Source organism: Microcoleus sp. FACHB-672, assembly GCF_014695725.1.
In the GTDB taxonomy this organism is placed as follows: domain Bacteria; phylum Cyanobacteriota; class Cyanobacteriia; order Cyanobacteriales; family Oscillatoriaceae; genus FACHB-68.
The window spans coordinates 337,417-353,332 of record NZ_JACJOU010000033.1; the positions used below are offsets into that span (position 1 = coordinate 337,417).

Genomic DNA, 15,916 nt, shown 5'->3' on the forward strand with positions numbered 1-15,916 from the left:
TTAAATTATGTAAAGTGATGTTCATAATACTGATTATTGTTGTTGCCCTAGTAGCTTGGTCACTGCACCTGATGCAAGAGGCAGTAGACAACCAGGAGTTTGCCTTAATGTTGGCCGGCACCCTGGTAGCAACAGCAGCAGCGGCTATGGTAGCGGTTTATTTTTTGATGGGTGGGTATATCGGCTACGTCACACAAATGACCCAGCAGCCTTATTCGCTTGACGGATCAATCGATCAAGAATATCTGAGCTGGGTTTCTGAATGGGATGGGCTAATGGATGAAGGTATCCCCTTTATCGGCAGCGAAGTCATGCCGGCTTCTAACTTGCAAACAACAACACAGCTGCGTCTGAGGTAACGCTCAGTTATAAACCGAAAGCTAGAATCTGAGATGATCACTCTAGCTTTCAGTTAAATTAAAAAAGCCGGTGAAAAAGACTTGACGAATCGCTAAGACTTAAGGCAAGATAATAAAGCGCTGGAAGGGGCTATAGCTCAGTTGGTAGAGCACCTCAATGGCATTGAGGGGGTCAGCGGTTCGAGTCCGCTTAGCTCCATATAATCTGCACATAATAATGTGATCGGTGCCAAGATTTTGCAAGTCGGCAAGCAAAATTTGGTCGAAATTGATGATATATCCTTATACTTTCACAGCCAGCTATTGATTTTCTCACAGGTTGAAAAATCTCCTCCTCAAGCCTGAAAGCTATGCTAGGATCGTATTTGAGAGTTAAATTCGGTTGCAGCGTTTGTTTCTAGTGTTGACAGGCATTTTCCTTTTGATCTTGACAAGCTACTCTCCGAAATATCAATCTCTACACCTATTGAGTTTTGGAGACAATCTATGTCTATTTATGTAGGCAATCTATCCTACGAAGTGACCCAAGAAGACTTGAGCGCTGTTTTTGCAGAATACGGTTCTGTCAAGCGCGTTCAGCTACCCACAGACCGGGAAACAGGTCGTCCTCGTGGTTTTGGTTTCGTTGAAATGAGCAGTGATGCGGAAGAAACTGCAGCCATTGAAGCGCTTGATGGTGCTGAATGGATGGGCAGAGACCTGAAAGTTAACAAAGCCAAGCCTCGTGAAGATCGTGGTCCTGGTGGTGGTGGCGGCGGTGGTGGCCGGCGCAATAGCAGCTTCTCACGCCGCTACTAAGTTATCAACCCAGATCCGCGCTGAGACAAAAAGCTTCATTCACTTGTAAGCGCTATCAGTCTCAGGAAGTAATTTAATCTAAGGAGGCTCAGGCAGCAATGCTTGAGCCTTTTCTGTAGTGCTGAGTCCTGAGGGCCAGTTCTGAGTTTCCCATGCCCTATGCCCAATTTTGAGTGAGAGAATCTACTACAAAGTTAGAGATATTAAAGAGTGCCTCTAATAGAGTGCCTTTAATATAGAAAATATTCACCGGCTATCAAAAAAACAATTTGTGACTAAGTCAACCCACAGCAGCGAAGCCAAAGATTTGCATCCAGAAACAGCACCCGTCCGGACACCCCTGTACGATCTTTCTGTCGAACTCAACGCCCGGATGACCGACTTTGCCGGCTTCTTAATGCCAGTACAGTATGTCGGCATCAACCAGGAACACCAAGCAGTTCGGACCACAGCGGGAATGTTCGACATCTCCCACATGGGCAAATTCGCCTTACAAGGCAAACAGCTAATCGAACAGCTTCAGTTTTTAGTCCCGTCGGATTTGGGCCGGCTGCAATCGGGCGAAGCTCAATACACCGTCTTATTAAACGATCAAGGCGCCATCTTAGACGACATCATCTTCTATTACCAAGGCAAAACCGATAGCGGTGAGCACATAGGAATGATGATCGTCAATGCTGCAACTCAGTCTCAGGACAAAGCGTGGCTATTGGCCCACCTAAAATCAGCAGAAATTGATTTGCAAGATTTATCCCAAGAAAAAGCCCTGATCGCCCTTCAAGGGCCACAAGCTGCCAGCTATCTCCAGCCGTTTCTAGACGCCGATCTCAAGCCGGTGAAGCCCTTCGGCCATTTAGAAACTTCCGTACTAGGTGCGCCCGCTTTCCTTGCCCGAACCGGCTACACCGGCGAAGATGGCTTTGAAATCATGGTAGACCCACAAATTGCCATCCAACTGTGGCGAAATCTCCTCGCAGCCGGTGTCACCCCTTGCGGACTAGGGGCACGGGATACCCTGCGTTTGGAAGCCGCCATGCCGCTTTACGGGCAAGATATTGATGAGACCGCAACACCCTTAGAAGCCAGTCTCGGTTGGGTTGTCCACCTCGACAGCAAAGGCGACTTTATCGGTCGATCAGCCTTAGAACAGCAAAAGCGAGACGGCTTAAACCGGCGACTCGTGGGACTGCAAATGGAAGGGCGTCACATCGCCCGTCACGGCTATCCCGTCCTTCATGCCGGCCAGCCGGTAGGTGTTGTTACCAGTGGCGCACCCTCACCCACACTGGGCTACGCAATTGCGATGGCTTACCTTCCTCCCCAGCTAGCCAATGCCGGCCAGCAATTAGAAGTTGAAATTCGGGGTAAATCACATCCTGCTGTTGTTGTCAAGCGTCCGTTTTATCGCTCACCGAATCGACCCGCTAAATAGTGAGGTTGCAAGTATAGGTTTTGAACCGCTGTGTGAGCTTCATACCAATTAAAGGATTTTGCCATGATCCAAATGCCAGGGGAAAGCTATAGCGGTGAAATGCTACCGCTAACCGCCCAGGAAATCGCCATTCGAGACGCCCTGCGGCGGGATATCGAACAGCTTGCCGGCCAAATTGGAGAGCGTAACTGCTGGCGCTATCAACAGCTAACTGCTGCTGCAAATTTTTTAGAAGCCTCATTCGCAGATAGCGGCTATCACGTCCACCGGCAAAGTTTCGACATCGACGGGCAAACTTTCCATAACCTGGAGGTCGAGATTGCCGGCACTGACAAAGTCGATGAAATTGTGATCATTGGCGGTCATTATGACTCGGTTCCCAACTGTGCCGGCGCAAACGATAACGGCACCGGCACAGCAGCCGTACTCGCCTTAGCCAGAGCATTTGCCGGTACAAAACCGTCTAGAACCCTACGCTTTGTCGCCTTCGTCAACGAAGAAGCCCCATTTTTTGGCACCCCTACTATGGGTAGCCTGCGATATGCCCAGCGGTGCCATAAGCGTCATGAAAAAGTGGTCGCCATGCTGAGCCTGGAAACCATCGGCTACTACTCCGACGAAATTGGCAGCCAGAAATACCCTTTGCCCCTTGCTGCCAGCTATCCCCTCACCGGCAACTTCATCGGTTTTGTTAGCAACTCAGAAAGCGCTCAACTATTGCAACAAGTTATTGGCGCTTTCCGTACCCACGCCAAATTTCCCAGCGAAGGCGCAGCCCTGCCGGCAGACGTTCCCGGCGTTGGCTGGTCCGATCAATGGGCTTTCTGGCAGCAAGGTTATCAAGCGATTATGGTGACAGATACCGCGCCCTTCCGCTATCCCCACTACCACACCCCAGAAGATACACCCGATAAAATCGACTTTGACAGCACTGCCCGCGTCGTTGCCGGTTTAGAAAAAGTTATCGCCGGCCTCGCAGAATTGCTTGAAAAGTAACATTCTTGTGGGCGGAAAGCGAGTCAGAGACAGGGGTTAAGGATCGAGTTTTTACCAACTGAACGAACTCCCGCAACGCTTTGGCATACTGATCGCCGGCCACCTCCATCAGATCATTATGGCCGGCACCTTCAACCCACAAAAAGCGCTTCGGTTCATTTGCCGCCGTAAACAATTGCTGCCCGTGCCAAAATGGAATCAGATCATCAGCAGTGCCATGCATGACCAAAACCGGACAGCGCACCTGCTGAATTTTGTCAATATTACTAAACTTGTCAAACGGCACAATCGGAATTCGTGTAATCACCCGAAAAGCAGAGAGAAAAGGGTTTTCTAAGATCAAACCGGCAGCATTAACCCGACTCGCTAAATTAACAGATGGCCCAGAACCCACCGAACGTCCGTAGATAATAATTCGTGCCGGTGACACACCCAGCTTCTGCGTCAGATAATTATAGGCAGCGTTAATATCCCCATAAGCACCCTGCTCAGTCGGCTTTCCCTCACTTATCCCATAGCCCCGATAATCATAAGCGAAGACAGCAAACCCCATCTTCTGCAAATCCTCGAGCATCCAGCGAATATTCCCCAAATCCTCTGCATTCCCGTGGCTATAGAGAATTGTGTGAGTTGCCCCCCGATTCGGTAAATAGATAGCAGGAATCTGAATACCATCCGCTGATCTCAGCTTGATCGTCTCACGAGAATCCTCATAACTGGCTGCTGGTGGCTGAAAAATCAATCGATCTGTAAAAAAGAACGCATAAAAGCAAACAAAGGCATAAATAATAATGGCAGAGCGTCCCAAACGTTTAAAGGAAAATTCACCCAGCAGCAGATGTCTTAACGTTTTTCGATTCATTTGCAGCACCACATACCCAGAATTCAAAGTTTGAGGAATAATCTGTACGAGTAACTTAATGCTATAACCAGCTAGATTCCGGGCACCGGCAATCCTGAGCTGAGAACCCGCCAGTTGTGCGAATCCGTTTATCTATGTTGTGTGAGGAAGTAACATGAGCTTGGAATATCCTGACGATTTGAAGTATCTCGACACCCACGAATATGTGCGGCTTGACGGCGAAATTGCCACCGTTGGCATCAGTGCCTTTGCCGTCGATCAGCTCGGAGACATCGTGTTTCTGGAACTGCCAGAAATTGGCGAAGCTTTAAAAAAGGGCGATAATTTTGGAACAATTGAGTCGGTGAAAGCGGTTGAAGACCTCAAATCCCCAATTTCTGGCACCGTCGTGGAACGCAATGCCGAAGTGATTGAGGCACCAGAACAAGTGGGGGACGATCCCTATGGAGAAGGCTGGCTGCTCAAGGTTCGCATCGACGATGCGGATGAGCTAGATGAGGCGATGTCATCGGATGAGTATCGTGGCTTGGTAGAGGGAGACTAGCCGGCAATCCACTACCCCAGGTCAAGACAGTTAAATTTCATCATTTCTTTCTTAAACGTTCGCTCTCAATTTCTTCTAGAATCAGCGCTAGATGCACAGCGACTGAGTGAGCTAGTTGTCAAACAAAATGAAATCAGGGGGTTTCTATTTTCCGGTCGAACCCTTACCTGCGCCCAAGAATTGTGAGCTTGTTAAATTGCCCTGGAAAGCGTCCTCATCAGCTTTCCAGGGCAGTTTTTCTTTCCGGCATCCCTCAAAATTCAAAGCAATCACGAAATTTTAGCGGATTATTTTTATATTTAGTGAAATAAAAGCACGTTTATAAAAGCTTGTAGGTTATATAAATAAAGAATTTAAGCAAAATAATAGCTTGCTATTATAGAGCAAAATAATATTTTTTATCTTCTGATAGTATTCGCTTTTGAATGGGCTACCTATAAGTAAGTTAACAAGCATATAGCTTTTTGATTGCTGTGAACGAAAAAAACTGTCGGCCGTCTCCCATCCTCCATGCCCGTACCTTTAGGTTGGCGCAGCCATGCCCGATGCCCAATTTTATTTGATTGCCTGATACCAAAAATCCCAGCCTGAAAACCTTACTGACTGTGCGCTGAATGCCCAGAGCTACCTGTAAACTTTAAGTAATGTTGCAAAATAATAAGTAGAGGTACAGACTGTTTACAAACTAGCCGCCGGCGCAAACTACCCTCGCATTCCACACCCTGCCATAGGATATTCGGTCGGGATCAATGTGGAAGCCGCACACAGTCAAATTCTTAAACCGTTAGAGTTATATGCCTAATTTGAATACCACATCTAGCACAGACACCCATTTATCAAGTTTGCTGAACCCTGACCTTGCGCCGACCGATACATTTGTTCACCGGCACATTGGCCCTAATTCCGATGAAATTCAGCAAATGCTTGATGTGCTAGGGCTGCCATCCCTTGACACCCTCATCGATAAAACAGTCCCCCAGGCGATCCGGCTGACTCAACCCCTGCAATTGCCTGAAGCGCGAACCGAATACGCAGCCTTGGCAACATTGAAACAGATTGCCTCAAAAAATCAGGTGTTTCGCTCATTCACCGGCATGGGGTATTACGACTGTATCACCCCGCCGGTTATCGGGCGCAACATCCTAGAAAACCCCGGCTGGTATACCGCTTACACGCCTTATCAAGCCGAAATTGCCCAAGGGCGTCTGGAAGCATTGCTGAATTTCCAGACGATGATTATCGACCTCACGGGCTTAGAAATTGCTAACGCATCTTTGCTGGATGAAGCCACAGCCGCCGCAGAAGCGATGGCGATGAGCTATGGCTTGTGCAAAACAAAAGCAAAAGCTTTCTTTGTCTCCCAAGACTGCCATCCCCAAACCCTCGAAGTCGTGCAAACCCGAGCTAAACCGCTGGGGATTGAAGTTATTGTCGGCGATCACCAAACGTTTAACTTTGAACAAGCAATTTTTGGGGCGCTGCTGCAATATCCCGCCAGTGATGGGGCGATTTACGATTATCGGCCTTTTATCGAAAAAGCTCACAGTGCCGGTGCCTTAGTGACAGTCGCCGCAGATATCTTAAGTCTTTGTATCTTGCAACCCCCCGGCGAATTTGGAGCGGATATTGCCGTCGGAAACACCCAGCGCTTCGGAGTCCCCCTTGGATATGGGGGTCCCCATGCAGCCTATTTTGCCACGCGAGAAGCTTATAAACGGCAAGTTCCAGGGCGAATCGTTGGTATTTCCCAAGATGCCAACGGTAGGCCGGCCCTGCGTTTAGCTTTGCAAACTCGTGAACAGCATATTCGTCGTGACAAAGCAACCAGTAACATTTGTACTGCACAAGTGCTGCTAGCTGTCATTGCTTCCATGTATGCCGTTTACCACGGACCGGCTGGATTGCAACGAATTGCCCAGAGAGTTCATCAATTAACCGCTATCCTGGCAGCCGGCTTGAAACGTCTGGGTTACAGCATTGGTTCAGAAGCCTTCTTCGATACACTGCGGGTGGAATTAGGGTCAAAATCCCTGGAAGACATTCTGCAAACCGCTGAAGTTAATCGAATTAACCTGCGTACCATCGATGCCACAACCATCGGCATTTCTCTAGACGAAACCGCCACAGTTACAGATTTACTCGATTTGTGGCATATTTTCGCCGGCAGCGAAACTCTCCCCTTCACGGTTGAAGAATTGCACAGCAAAGGAGAATGGCCACGCCTTAAACTCCGCAACAGCAGCTCTCTTACCCATCCCGTTTTCAATCGCTATCACTCGGAAACCGAGCTTTTGCGCTACCTCCACCAGTTAGAAGCAAAAGATTTGTCCCTCACAACCTCAATGATTCCCTTGGGTTCGTGCACCATGAAGCTGAACGCCACAGCGGAAATGATGCCGGTGAGTTGGGCAGAATTTAGCAAAATTCATCCCTTTGCGCCGCGTTCTCAAACTGAAGGTTATCAAATCTTATTCGCGCAACTTGAGCGATGGTTAGCAGAAATCACCGGCTTTGCTGGAGTTTCCCTACAACCGAATGCCGGTTCTCAAGGCGAATATGCCGGCCTGTTGGTGATTCGTCAGTACCACGAACAGCGGCAAGAAGCACACCGGGATGTCTGTCTTATTCCCCAATCAGCCCACGGGACAAATCCAGCCAGTGCAGTCATGTGCGGCATGAAGGTTGTGCCGGTTGCCTGTGACACTCAAGGCAATGTTGACCTCGACGATCTCGAGGATAAGGCACAAAAGCACAGCAACAAACTTGCCGCTCTGATGGTGACTTATCCCTCGACTCACGGCGTCTTCGAGGAACAAATTAAGGAAATCTGCGAGGTTGTTCACGCCCAAGGCGGCCAAGTTTATATGGATGGGGCGAATATGAATGCTCAAGTCGGGTTATGCCGGCCTGGAGATTTTGGCGCGGATGTCTGTCACTTAAACTTGCACAAGACTTTCTGTATCCCCCACGGCGGCGGCGGCCCAGGCATGGGTCCCATTGGTGTCGCCTCCCATCTGGTGCCGTTCCTACCTCAACACGGTGTCGTTAAACACGAAGAATTGAGAATCAAGAATCAAGAAAATTCTCAAATTTCTGTGGGGGCTGTTTCGGCTGCGCCTTGGGGAAGTGCCAGCATTTTGCCCATTTCTTGGATGTACATTGTAATGATGGGCGCTGCCGGCTTGACGCAAGCAACCAAAGTGGCGATTCTGAATGCAAATTACATTGCCCGTCGGTTAGAAGCTTACTATCCTGTGCTGTACAAGGGAAAAGCCGGCTTAGTGGCCCATGAGTGTATTCTGGATCTGCGATCTCTGAAAAAGAGTGCCGGGATTGAAGTGGATGATATCGCTAAACGCTTGATGGATTATGGCTTCCACGCCCCTACAGTTTCTTGGCCGGTGGCGGGAACCATGATGGTAGAACCCACAGAAAGTGAATCGAAGGAAGAACTCGACCGTTTTTGTGATGCCATGATCGCTATTCGCCACGAAATTGAGGAAATTGAACTGGGTCAGGCGGATACTGAAGATAACGTGCTTAAGAATGCGCCCCACACGGCAGAAAGCTTAATGGTAGCGGAATGGAACCATTCTTATGAGCGTGAACAAGCGGCTTTCCCGGTTCCGTGGACTCGCGAACACAAGTTCTGGCCGGCAGTCGGGCGTATTGACAATGCCTTCGGCGATCGCAATTTTGTCTGTTCTTGTTTGCCAATGGAGGCATACTCGCCGGCATAAATAAGTTGGGTGGGCAATCCCCACCCGATCAAGTGCCGGCAATCTAAGCAAATTAGCATTTAACTTGATAATGCTGACTTTGCGCTCAAAGTTCTCTATTCTTTGCCCTCTAAGCTTTTATCCCCATCAGCACTTTGTTGAAAAGCTGCAAGTTTAATGCTGGTTAGCCTTAGGTGCCGGCTCCAGTTAGACCTCCTAGCAAAGCCAGCACAAACACAAGTGCCAGAAAAACGAGGGCGATAATTAAAAGCCAGTATTGGAAAGTATAAAGTTTCCTCAACTCTCCCAGGGAAAGCATTAAGTTCTCAATATCATTCCCCTGGGTATCGACAATTTTTTGAAAAGAAGAGGCTGCACTAGTTGTCCAGATGCCAATGACGATGTAAACGATGCCGTTGATGATACTGCTGCCGCCCCCTCTTAACACCGTCAGTAAGCCGGCAATGGCAGACAACACGCCCACCCCGATCAGGAAGTAGCTAACAAAGCGCATTTTCTTAGCCAGATCCCGAATCAGCTCGTTCTGGCTGCCGGTAAATTCGTACTGTTCAAATGCCATATTATGATTTCCCCGAGCACACAACCCAAATTCTAGGGGATATCCGACACTTAAAAGGATTTTCTGGAACAAAGCGGTAAGCTTTTATGTCCTAAATGTTTAGGATGTCTGAAAACCCGCTTTTTTCAAGCGAAAAGCTAAACCCTCAGCTAATCGCACTCAGACAATGCCCGCATCTCAAAGCCATCATGCAGCTTTATTAAAGATCGGATCAGTAACCCCCGATGAAATCAAACGAATGGCCATCTCAACAACACACGCGGCAATTCTCAATGATCCTCAAGCTGAGCGAACCCGATTCGTTTGATTCACACTACACCACATTACATTCTGTAGGGGATGTTCGCTGCGCCGGCATTAAGAGTATATACAGCAATTTATCCCTACTGCGCTGAGTTTTGAAGGGAACATATAAATAGAAAAAGAGCCGCTAGCAAAAAAGATTTTCAGGCTTTCATTAAAACATTGAGATTTGAGAGTGTGGTTTGAAAATCGGGTTAGCTGCTGCCCTTGAAGAATTTGATGTCTGCTTTTGTCCTGAGTGGAAGCGTGAGACATTAGCAAATTAACAGAAAGCTATTTGGAAAACCCTATCTCTGCAACCGAGATATTTATCGAAGTATCTGAAGTTCATTGCGACTAATCAGTCAAGGATATTTGTCAAAAAAACAAAATCTATCTTTAGGGGGATTCATTAAATAGACAACATCTAGTACTTCTTAATCCTTCTCAAGCATAACAACTCCCGCTCAGACTGCCGGCTTAAATAACTCAAACAATTGAGTGCTGAGGCCGGTAGTTCCTAAAGAGCGCAGCTCAAGTTTAGAGGTTTCGTCATCTGGGAACCATTAAATTTCCAAAGCCGTCAAAGTTTCTGTGCTGCTAGAAATCTTTTACAGATTCTCGCATATATCAAACTCAAGAAACTTCAAATCATCAGTCCCGCTCAGACTCTAGACGGTGAGTGCTTCTCCTGTCTGAAGTCCCCGGTTTTTGCAAACGCAAAAACTTGCGATTTGGTACTGTTTGTTTGAAGTTTTTATTTTTACAATTATCTGCCAAACCTTGTATTTATATTTAAGCACTTTCCGTAAATTCCCTGATGACATTTCAATCAAATAAAAGAATCAAAAAAATAATCCATAAAGTTCATCAAAACTTTAATTAGTGATATTACTGATCTTTAAAAAATTCATCAAAAAACCCGAAAAAGCATCTTGCCAGACAGAAAAAGTAAGCTAATATGAATAACAGGAAAGGAAATAAATAACTGCTTATGTCTGAGCGGACAAAATAATTGTTAAGCGACATAGATGGTCACAACACTATTATTTAGTGATCATTAAAGCAGTTGCTTCTGGTGCATCCAAACTTGGGAAATTTAATTTAGTAGTGAAGTTAGCATCTTGGGCAGCTTTTTTTAAAGGGTAAAAAGTGTGCTTACACAGTCGAAGCACCTAAAGGGAATGTAAAAGCATAGTTGCATAAGCTACCCAATCGGGTAGATGCAACTTAGAGAACGTAACTCAAACACTCGCAAAATCTTGGTTTCCAAGATAAATTTTTCTCTACAATCAACAGAGGTTTTATATGGCTACGGATTCACTCGAACTCGAAAACAATCAGTTAGAAATCACCAGCGAAGAATCAACCTCCCCTAAGAGAAAGTTCCGCAGCAACAATAGCAGCCCCAACATTCGTGGTGTTAATCGCAAGAACAAAAGTGGCGGCAATAGCGGTAACAGTGGCGGCAGCGCAGTCCAAATGTCCGGTGGCAGCGGCAGCGGCGAGATGAAAGGCGACACAGGCAAACTGTCCGGTGGCAGTGGTAGCGGCGGCATGAGCGGCGGCATGAGCGGCGGCGGAGTAACTCAACCCACCGATGGCAATACAGACAACATCAGTTCCATCAATATCATCAAAATCAACTATCTGCGCCTTGAATACTCCGCCCAATTAACTTTGGAATTTGGGGTAGACAGCGTAGAAGACCTCACTGACAGCCAAATCCTCGATTACATTAATGGCGCAGGCAAATATTCTACAGTCTTAGGCTTTTTTGATGTAGATGTCTATCGTGATTGCAACGAAGACTTAGAGGGCATGAGCGATGAAGACTTAACGGTTCACTTCCTGAATTACGGGATGATGGAAGAAAATCGCACATTCTCCGCAGTGGTAGACATTAACTACTACCAGGAACTTAACGCCGATGTAAGGGGCATGAACGTTAAAGATGCGTTCAAACACCTGGTCGAACACGGACTTGAAGAAAATCGTCAGTTCTCCGCATTCGTCAGCCTTGATTTCTACACGAAAACCTACAAAGACCTGAGTGGCAAGAGCACCAAAGAAGCACTGCAACACCTGGTCGAATATGGACTCGATGAGAACCGCCAGTTCTCTGCTTTCTGCGATCTCAATTACTACCGGCAAACATACAAAGAAGATTTGTATGGGATGAGTGCTAAGCAAGCACTGCAACACCTGATTCAATACGGTGTTAACGAAGGGCGTTCCTTCTCGGCAGCCTTTGATGTCAAATTCTACATAACAGCTAACTCAGACCTAGACGGTATGAGTTTCAAGGAAGCAGTAGCGCACTTCTTAACCTATGGAATTAACGAAGAGCGTCCTTTCTGCGACAAAATTGATGTCAAAGACTACGCCTCCACCAACGCCGAAGCGCTGATCGAATTCTTTGGTGTGGCATCAGTCGCAGAAATCAGCTACGCCCAAGTTGTAAAATTCATGCTCGGCGCTGGTTTGCAGCTAGGCATCAGCCCCTCCGATGAAGTTGACATCAGCTTCTTTATCAGCGAACCTCCATCCGACAGCGTAAACGGTGGTGCCGGCAATGACACCGTGGGTGGCGGCACAGGCAACGACACCGTGGGTGGCGGCACAGGCAACGACACCGTGGGTGGCGGCACAGGCAACGACACCGTGGGTGGCGGCGAACCCACCGATACCCTAAACGGTGGCGAAGGCACCGACACATTAAACGGTGGAGGCGGCAACGACTCAGTCGTTGGCGGCAGTGACGGCGGGCTTCCTCCAAATATGCCAGGCGGCAAACCGACTGATCCCATCGAACCGACTGATCCGACTGATCCCACCGAACCTACTGATCCCACCGAACCCACTGAACCCACTGAACCGGCAGACCCGCTGTTCAGCATCGACTTCGTTATCAAGACCAATCTTGAGCTACTGCAAACTCAGTTCCCCACCTTTAACTTCTCAGCCACTCTGACAGCGGCACAAATCGCAGAAGTCCAAACTTTTGTTAATGAGAAAGGAATCAGCCCAGCGCCGTTTGTCGATAGCGTCACCATTAATATCAAGCTTCAAAGTACCGAAGTTATTGCCAAACTCGTAGAAGCCGGTTACACCAGCGCCCAGATCGAAGCCTTTAGCCAACAGGAAGCCGCAGAGGCGCTGATCCAGGTAGGCGAAAGTCCAACCACGCTATTTAGCTTTGAGTTCGTCTTAGCCAAGAACGCCGAAATCAAAGCCAAATTCACCGAACTTGATGGTTCAGTAAACTACCAAGCTTTGTTTGAATACTGCACCGTTGGCGAAGGCGCAACAATGGGATTGGAACTGTCGGCCTTCTTTGATGTCACAGAAGCCAAGGTGATGAACCTGAGGGCGTTATCCGACTACGCCACCGAAGAGTTTGGCATCACAACAGCAGAGGTTCAAGACAGCGCAACCTTCACAAACGAAGAAGTCATTGAATATACAGTCAATGAAACTGCTTCCGTCATCAATATTGAGTATTGTCTGGAGAACTACAGCGTCATAATCGCCAAGTTCTTTGCAACAGAACTAGCTCTAGACGAGACTCAGATCGAAACCCTCACCCCTGACGAACTCGTTGTCAAGATCGAAGCAGCCATCACAGCGCAAACCATTGATGTGAAAGACATCGAGGCTTGTATGCTGCAACTGGCCTCAGACGAAAAGTTTGGCTTGAGCGAGGTCGACTTCAAGGGTATGCTCGAAGATGCAGATATCAAAGTCCAATTGAAATTGCACTTCTTTGGCAGCGAGACCGTTGATGACGCAGAACTCGAAACGATTGGCGAGACGAAAATCAAAGAGTTCATCAGCAAAAAAGCCTTTGAACTCAAGCTCGATATCAAGGAGTACGTCGATACCGAGTTCTACACCGAGAAGCACAAAGTTGAAATTAAAAACGCCTTCGGTTTGACCGACGACGCAGCCATTGCAACCCTCGATGCCAACAAGATCGCCCGCTTCTTCTTGGGTGACGGTGGTAAATACATTGATGCTGATTTCTATCGCAAGGAATACGCGGCAGAAACAACGGCAGAGGGCAAATCCATCAAAGACCTGGATGACCTTGAACTCAGGCTGCACGTACATGGCGCAGGATGGGCAGTTGGTAAGAAGTTGTCTGCATTCAACGTCGAAGGATACGCTGCTGTTGCAGAGAATAAGGCTGCGTTGCTAGAAGCTTACGGCGCTGCCTCTATCGATGATGTCAGCCAAAGTCAAATCGTCGCCTTCATGAAGGACGAAGGTTTGAAGCAAGGGCTGAAGATTAGCACCTTCTTGGATCAAGAAATCGTCGCCGAAATCAAGACCACCGAGCAAGCTGCCATCGCAAACTACTTCAATATCGAAGTGAGTGAGGTTGCCAGTCTGAGTGCAGATCTGGTCTTCGAGTTCAAGTATGGCGGGTATGGCGACTATGTTGACCCCAGCTACCTGCGCTACATGGCCCAGGAAGAGAACCTCACCACTGCAGCCGGTGAAGCAGTCGCGACCTTGAGCGAAGTTAAATTGCTCGAGTACGTGTACGGCGAGATGTCCCAGGAAGTTGGTTTCACAGTCAGCAGCCTGTCAGCCTTCGATTCCGACGCCTTTATCGCGGTACAGGCAAATGCCGAAGCACTGAAAACGAAGTACGGGGTCGATGTTGCTGAACTCGACGTTAAGCAAATCCAGGCTTTCATGCTCAACGACGCCAAGGAACTTAGTCTCAGCTTACAAGGGTCAGTTGATACCGGCTATCTTCGCGAAACCTTCGCTGCTGCAATCGCCAGCACGCTTGAAGGTGTAACCGCTGAACAAGTGGCTACCGATACCCTTGCAGTGACAGACGAACAAATTATCAACTGGGTTAGCACCGAACTGTCTTCTATCGACACTAACTTCGTTAGCTACCAGCTTGAAAAATTGATGACTGCGGGAACCTTAACCGTTGCAGAAGTCACTGCCTTAATTCCTGAGGCTGATCCAGACAACTTCAAGGTGGAAATGCTCACCGAGAAGCAACTGATGGATTTGTCCTTCAAAGCTGAGTTCAAGACCTTGCTAACCAACAAGGGTGTATTAGCGGCAGACGAAGAAGTTAAGCTGTCCGCTATCGACATTGAGGGATTTGTTACTGAATACAGTGAACAACTCTCAGCCTTCTATGAAGATGTGTTAGCCGGCGCATCTGTGAGCACGCTGTCTCAACAGCAGATTGAGGACTACATAGGCGAAGCGATGGCGCAAGAAGGCATCGATGTCTCCACTTTCGTCAATGTCGAATACATCCGCGAGGAAAACGCAGCCGAGATCGCCCAACACTTCGGTGTTGCCGTTGAGGTTGTTCAAGACACCACCCAGTTCACCGACGAGCTCATCCTCGACTGGAAGTTCGACAGCGCACTGTCCAAGTATGTCAACACAGAATACTTGGAGACAGCAAAAGGCATCACGGGTGAGGCTGATTGGCAAGTCCTGAAAGCCGCTTACGAACAAGACTTAACAGCCGCAGACGTGTCAGAAGTCGATGTGGCCGGTTACTCCAAGGAATTCCTCAAGGAACTGGCTCAAGAGTTGGACGTCCCCTACGGACAGCTTACGAAGCTCGACAAATGGGAGATCGACCAAATCACAGAATTCGGCTTAAGCGACGCAGGACTGGAACTCGAATCAACTGCCGGCTTAAAGGTTAGCGCGTTTGTCGATGCTGATTACTTGCGCCAGAACAAGGCTGAGGATATCGCCTCCAACTACAACGCTGAAAACGCCACACTCGACGACGCGGAAACTCAAGAGTTCTTGACCACTGAAGCTCAAGAGCAAGGGTTGGAAACGTCGGAGCTTATGGATAAAGAGTGGTTCACTGCTACCTACGCAGCCGACATAGAGGCAGAAAAGTCGACCATTGACGCTGACGCCAGTGGCCTGGTTGAAGACGACGAACTCACCGACTATATGAAGACAGCAGCCTTGGAAGAGGGCAAAAACCCATCCAAAGCGGTTAACTTGGAAGAGTATCGTGCGGCTCACAGCCAAGACTTGCTCACAGAGTACGGCGCTAGCTCTATCCAAGAAGTCAGCTACCAAGAAACCTTGGAGTATTCTCTAACTATCGGGTTAGAGAAAAACTACAAACCCTCCTCAATGCTGCTAGACTTCGAGGCGTATAAAACAGCCCACTCCGGCGCGTTGATGAAGGAATTCAGTGTCTCCTCTGTTACCGAGATCACGACCTCAATGACCTATAAATTCATGATTGGCCAAGGTGAAGACATGGGTATCAGCCCTTACAGCGAACCTCCAGTGGCATAATTCCTCTGATTCTCTCATCGGGCTGC

General features: G+C 48.1%; 10 protein-coding genes and 1 tRNA gene. 9 read left to right on the forward strand and 2 right to left on the reverse strand.

Features of this window, described 5'->3' with window-relative positions:
• Positions 1 to 17: 17 nt before the first annotated feature.
• From H6F56_RS27140 to H6F56_RS24565, 5 genes are all read left to right on the forward strand, one after another.
• Positions 18 to 359, forward strand: a complete 342-nt coding sequence (locus H6F56_RS27140) for a hypothetical protein (protein ID WP_190674323.1) — start codon at positions 18 to 20, stop codon at positions 357 to 359.
• 126 nt (positions 360 to 485) lie between these two features.
• A tRNA-Ala gene (locus tag H6F56_RS24550) sits at positions 486 to 558 on the forward strand.
• A gap of 287 nt (positions 559 to 845) precedes the next feature.
• The gene (locus tag H6F56_RS24555; RefSeq protein WP_190674326.1) at positions 846 to 1,157 is read left to right on the forward strand and encodes an RNA recognition motif domain-containing protein; all 312 of its coding nucleotides are present in this window, start codon (positions 846 to 848) and stop codon (positions 1,155 to 1,157) included.
• A gap of 271 nt (positions 1,158 to 1,428) precedes the next feature.
• On the forward strand, positions 1,429 to 2,589 hold the full coding sequence (gene gcvT, locus H6F56_RS24560) for a glycine cleavage system aminomethyltransferase GcvT (protein ID WP_309236627.1): 1,161 nt from the start codon (positions 1,429 to 1,431) through the stop codon (positions 2,587 to 2,589).
• A 63-nt stretch (positions 2,590 to 2,652) separates the two neighbouring features.
• A complete protein-coding gene (locus H6F56_RS24565) occupies positions 2,653 to 3,585 on the forward strand; it encodes a M28 family peptidase (RefSeq protein WP_190674329.1) in 933 nt (310 codons plus the stop codon).
• Here the strand turns inward: H6F56_RS24565 and H6F56_RS24570 are convergent.
• Positions 3,551 to 4,447 (reverse strand): alpha/beta hydrolase, encoded by an 897-nt coding sequence (locus tag H6F56_RS24570; RefSeq protein WP_190674332.1) that lies wholly within the window; start codon positions 4,445 to 4,447, stop codon positions 3,551 to 3,553. The genes H6F56_RS24565 and H6F56_RS24570 overlap by 35 nt on opposite strands.
• A 154-nt stretch (positions 4,448 to 4,601) precedes the next feature.
• On the opposite strand from H6F56_RS24570, the gene gcvH reads away from it, so the two are divergent.
• Both gcvH and gcvP read left to right on the forward strand, forming a co-directional pair.
• Positions 4,602 to 4,991, forward strand: a complete 390-nt coding sequence (gene gcvH / locus H6F56_RS24575) for a glycine cleavage system protein GcvH (protein WP_190674335.1) — start codon at positions 4,602 to 4,604, stop codon at positions 4,989 to 4,991.
• Positions 4,992 to 5,785: 794 nt separating this feature from the next.
• Positions 5,786 to 8,731 (forward strand): aminomethyl-transferring glycine dehydrogenase, encoded by a 2,946-nt coding sequence (gene gcvP, locus H6F56_RS24580; protein WP_190674338.1) that lies wholly within the window; start codon positions 5,786 to 5,788, stop codon positions 8,729 to 8,731.
• Positions 8,732 to 8,900: 169 nt separating this feature from the next.
• Here the strand turns inward: gcvP and H6F56_RS24585 are convergent, their stop codons facing one another.
• A complete protein-coding gene (locus tag H6F56_RS24585) occupies positions 8,901 to 9,290 on the reverse strand; it encodes a hypothetical protein (RefSeq protein WP_190674341.1) in 390 nt (129 codons plus the stop codon).
• A 224-nt stretch (positions 9,291 to 9,514) separates the two neighbouring features.
• Here H6F56_RS24585 and H6F56_RS24590 point away from each other — a divergent pair, with 224 nt between their 5' ends.
• Entirely contained in the window at positions 9,515 to 9,685 is a 171-nt protein-coding gene (locus tag H6F56_RS24590) for a hypothetical protein (RefSeq protein ID WP_190674344.1), read from the forward strand.
• Positions 9,686 to 10,880: 1,195 nt separating this feature from the next.
• Positions 10,881 to 15,890, forward strand: coding sequence for a calcium-binding protein (locus H6F56_RS24595; protein WP_190674347.1), 5,010 nt, complete (start codon positions 10,881 to 10,883; stop codon positions 15,888 to 15,890).
• The last annotated feature ends 26 nt before the right edge of the window (positions 15,891 to 15,916 follow it).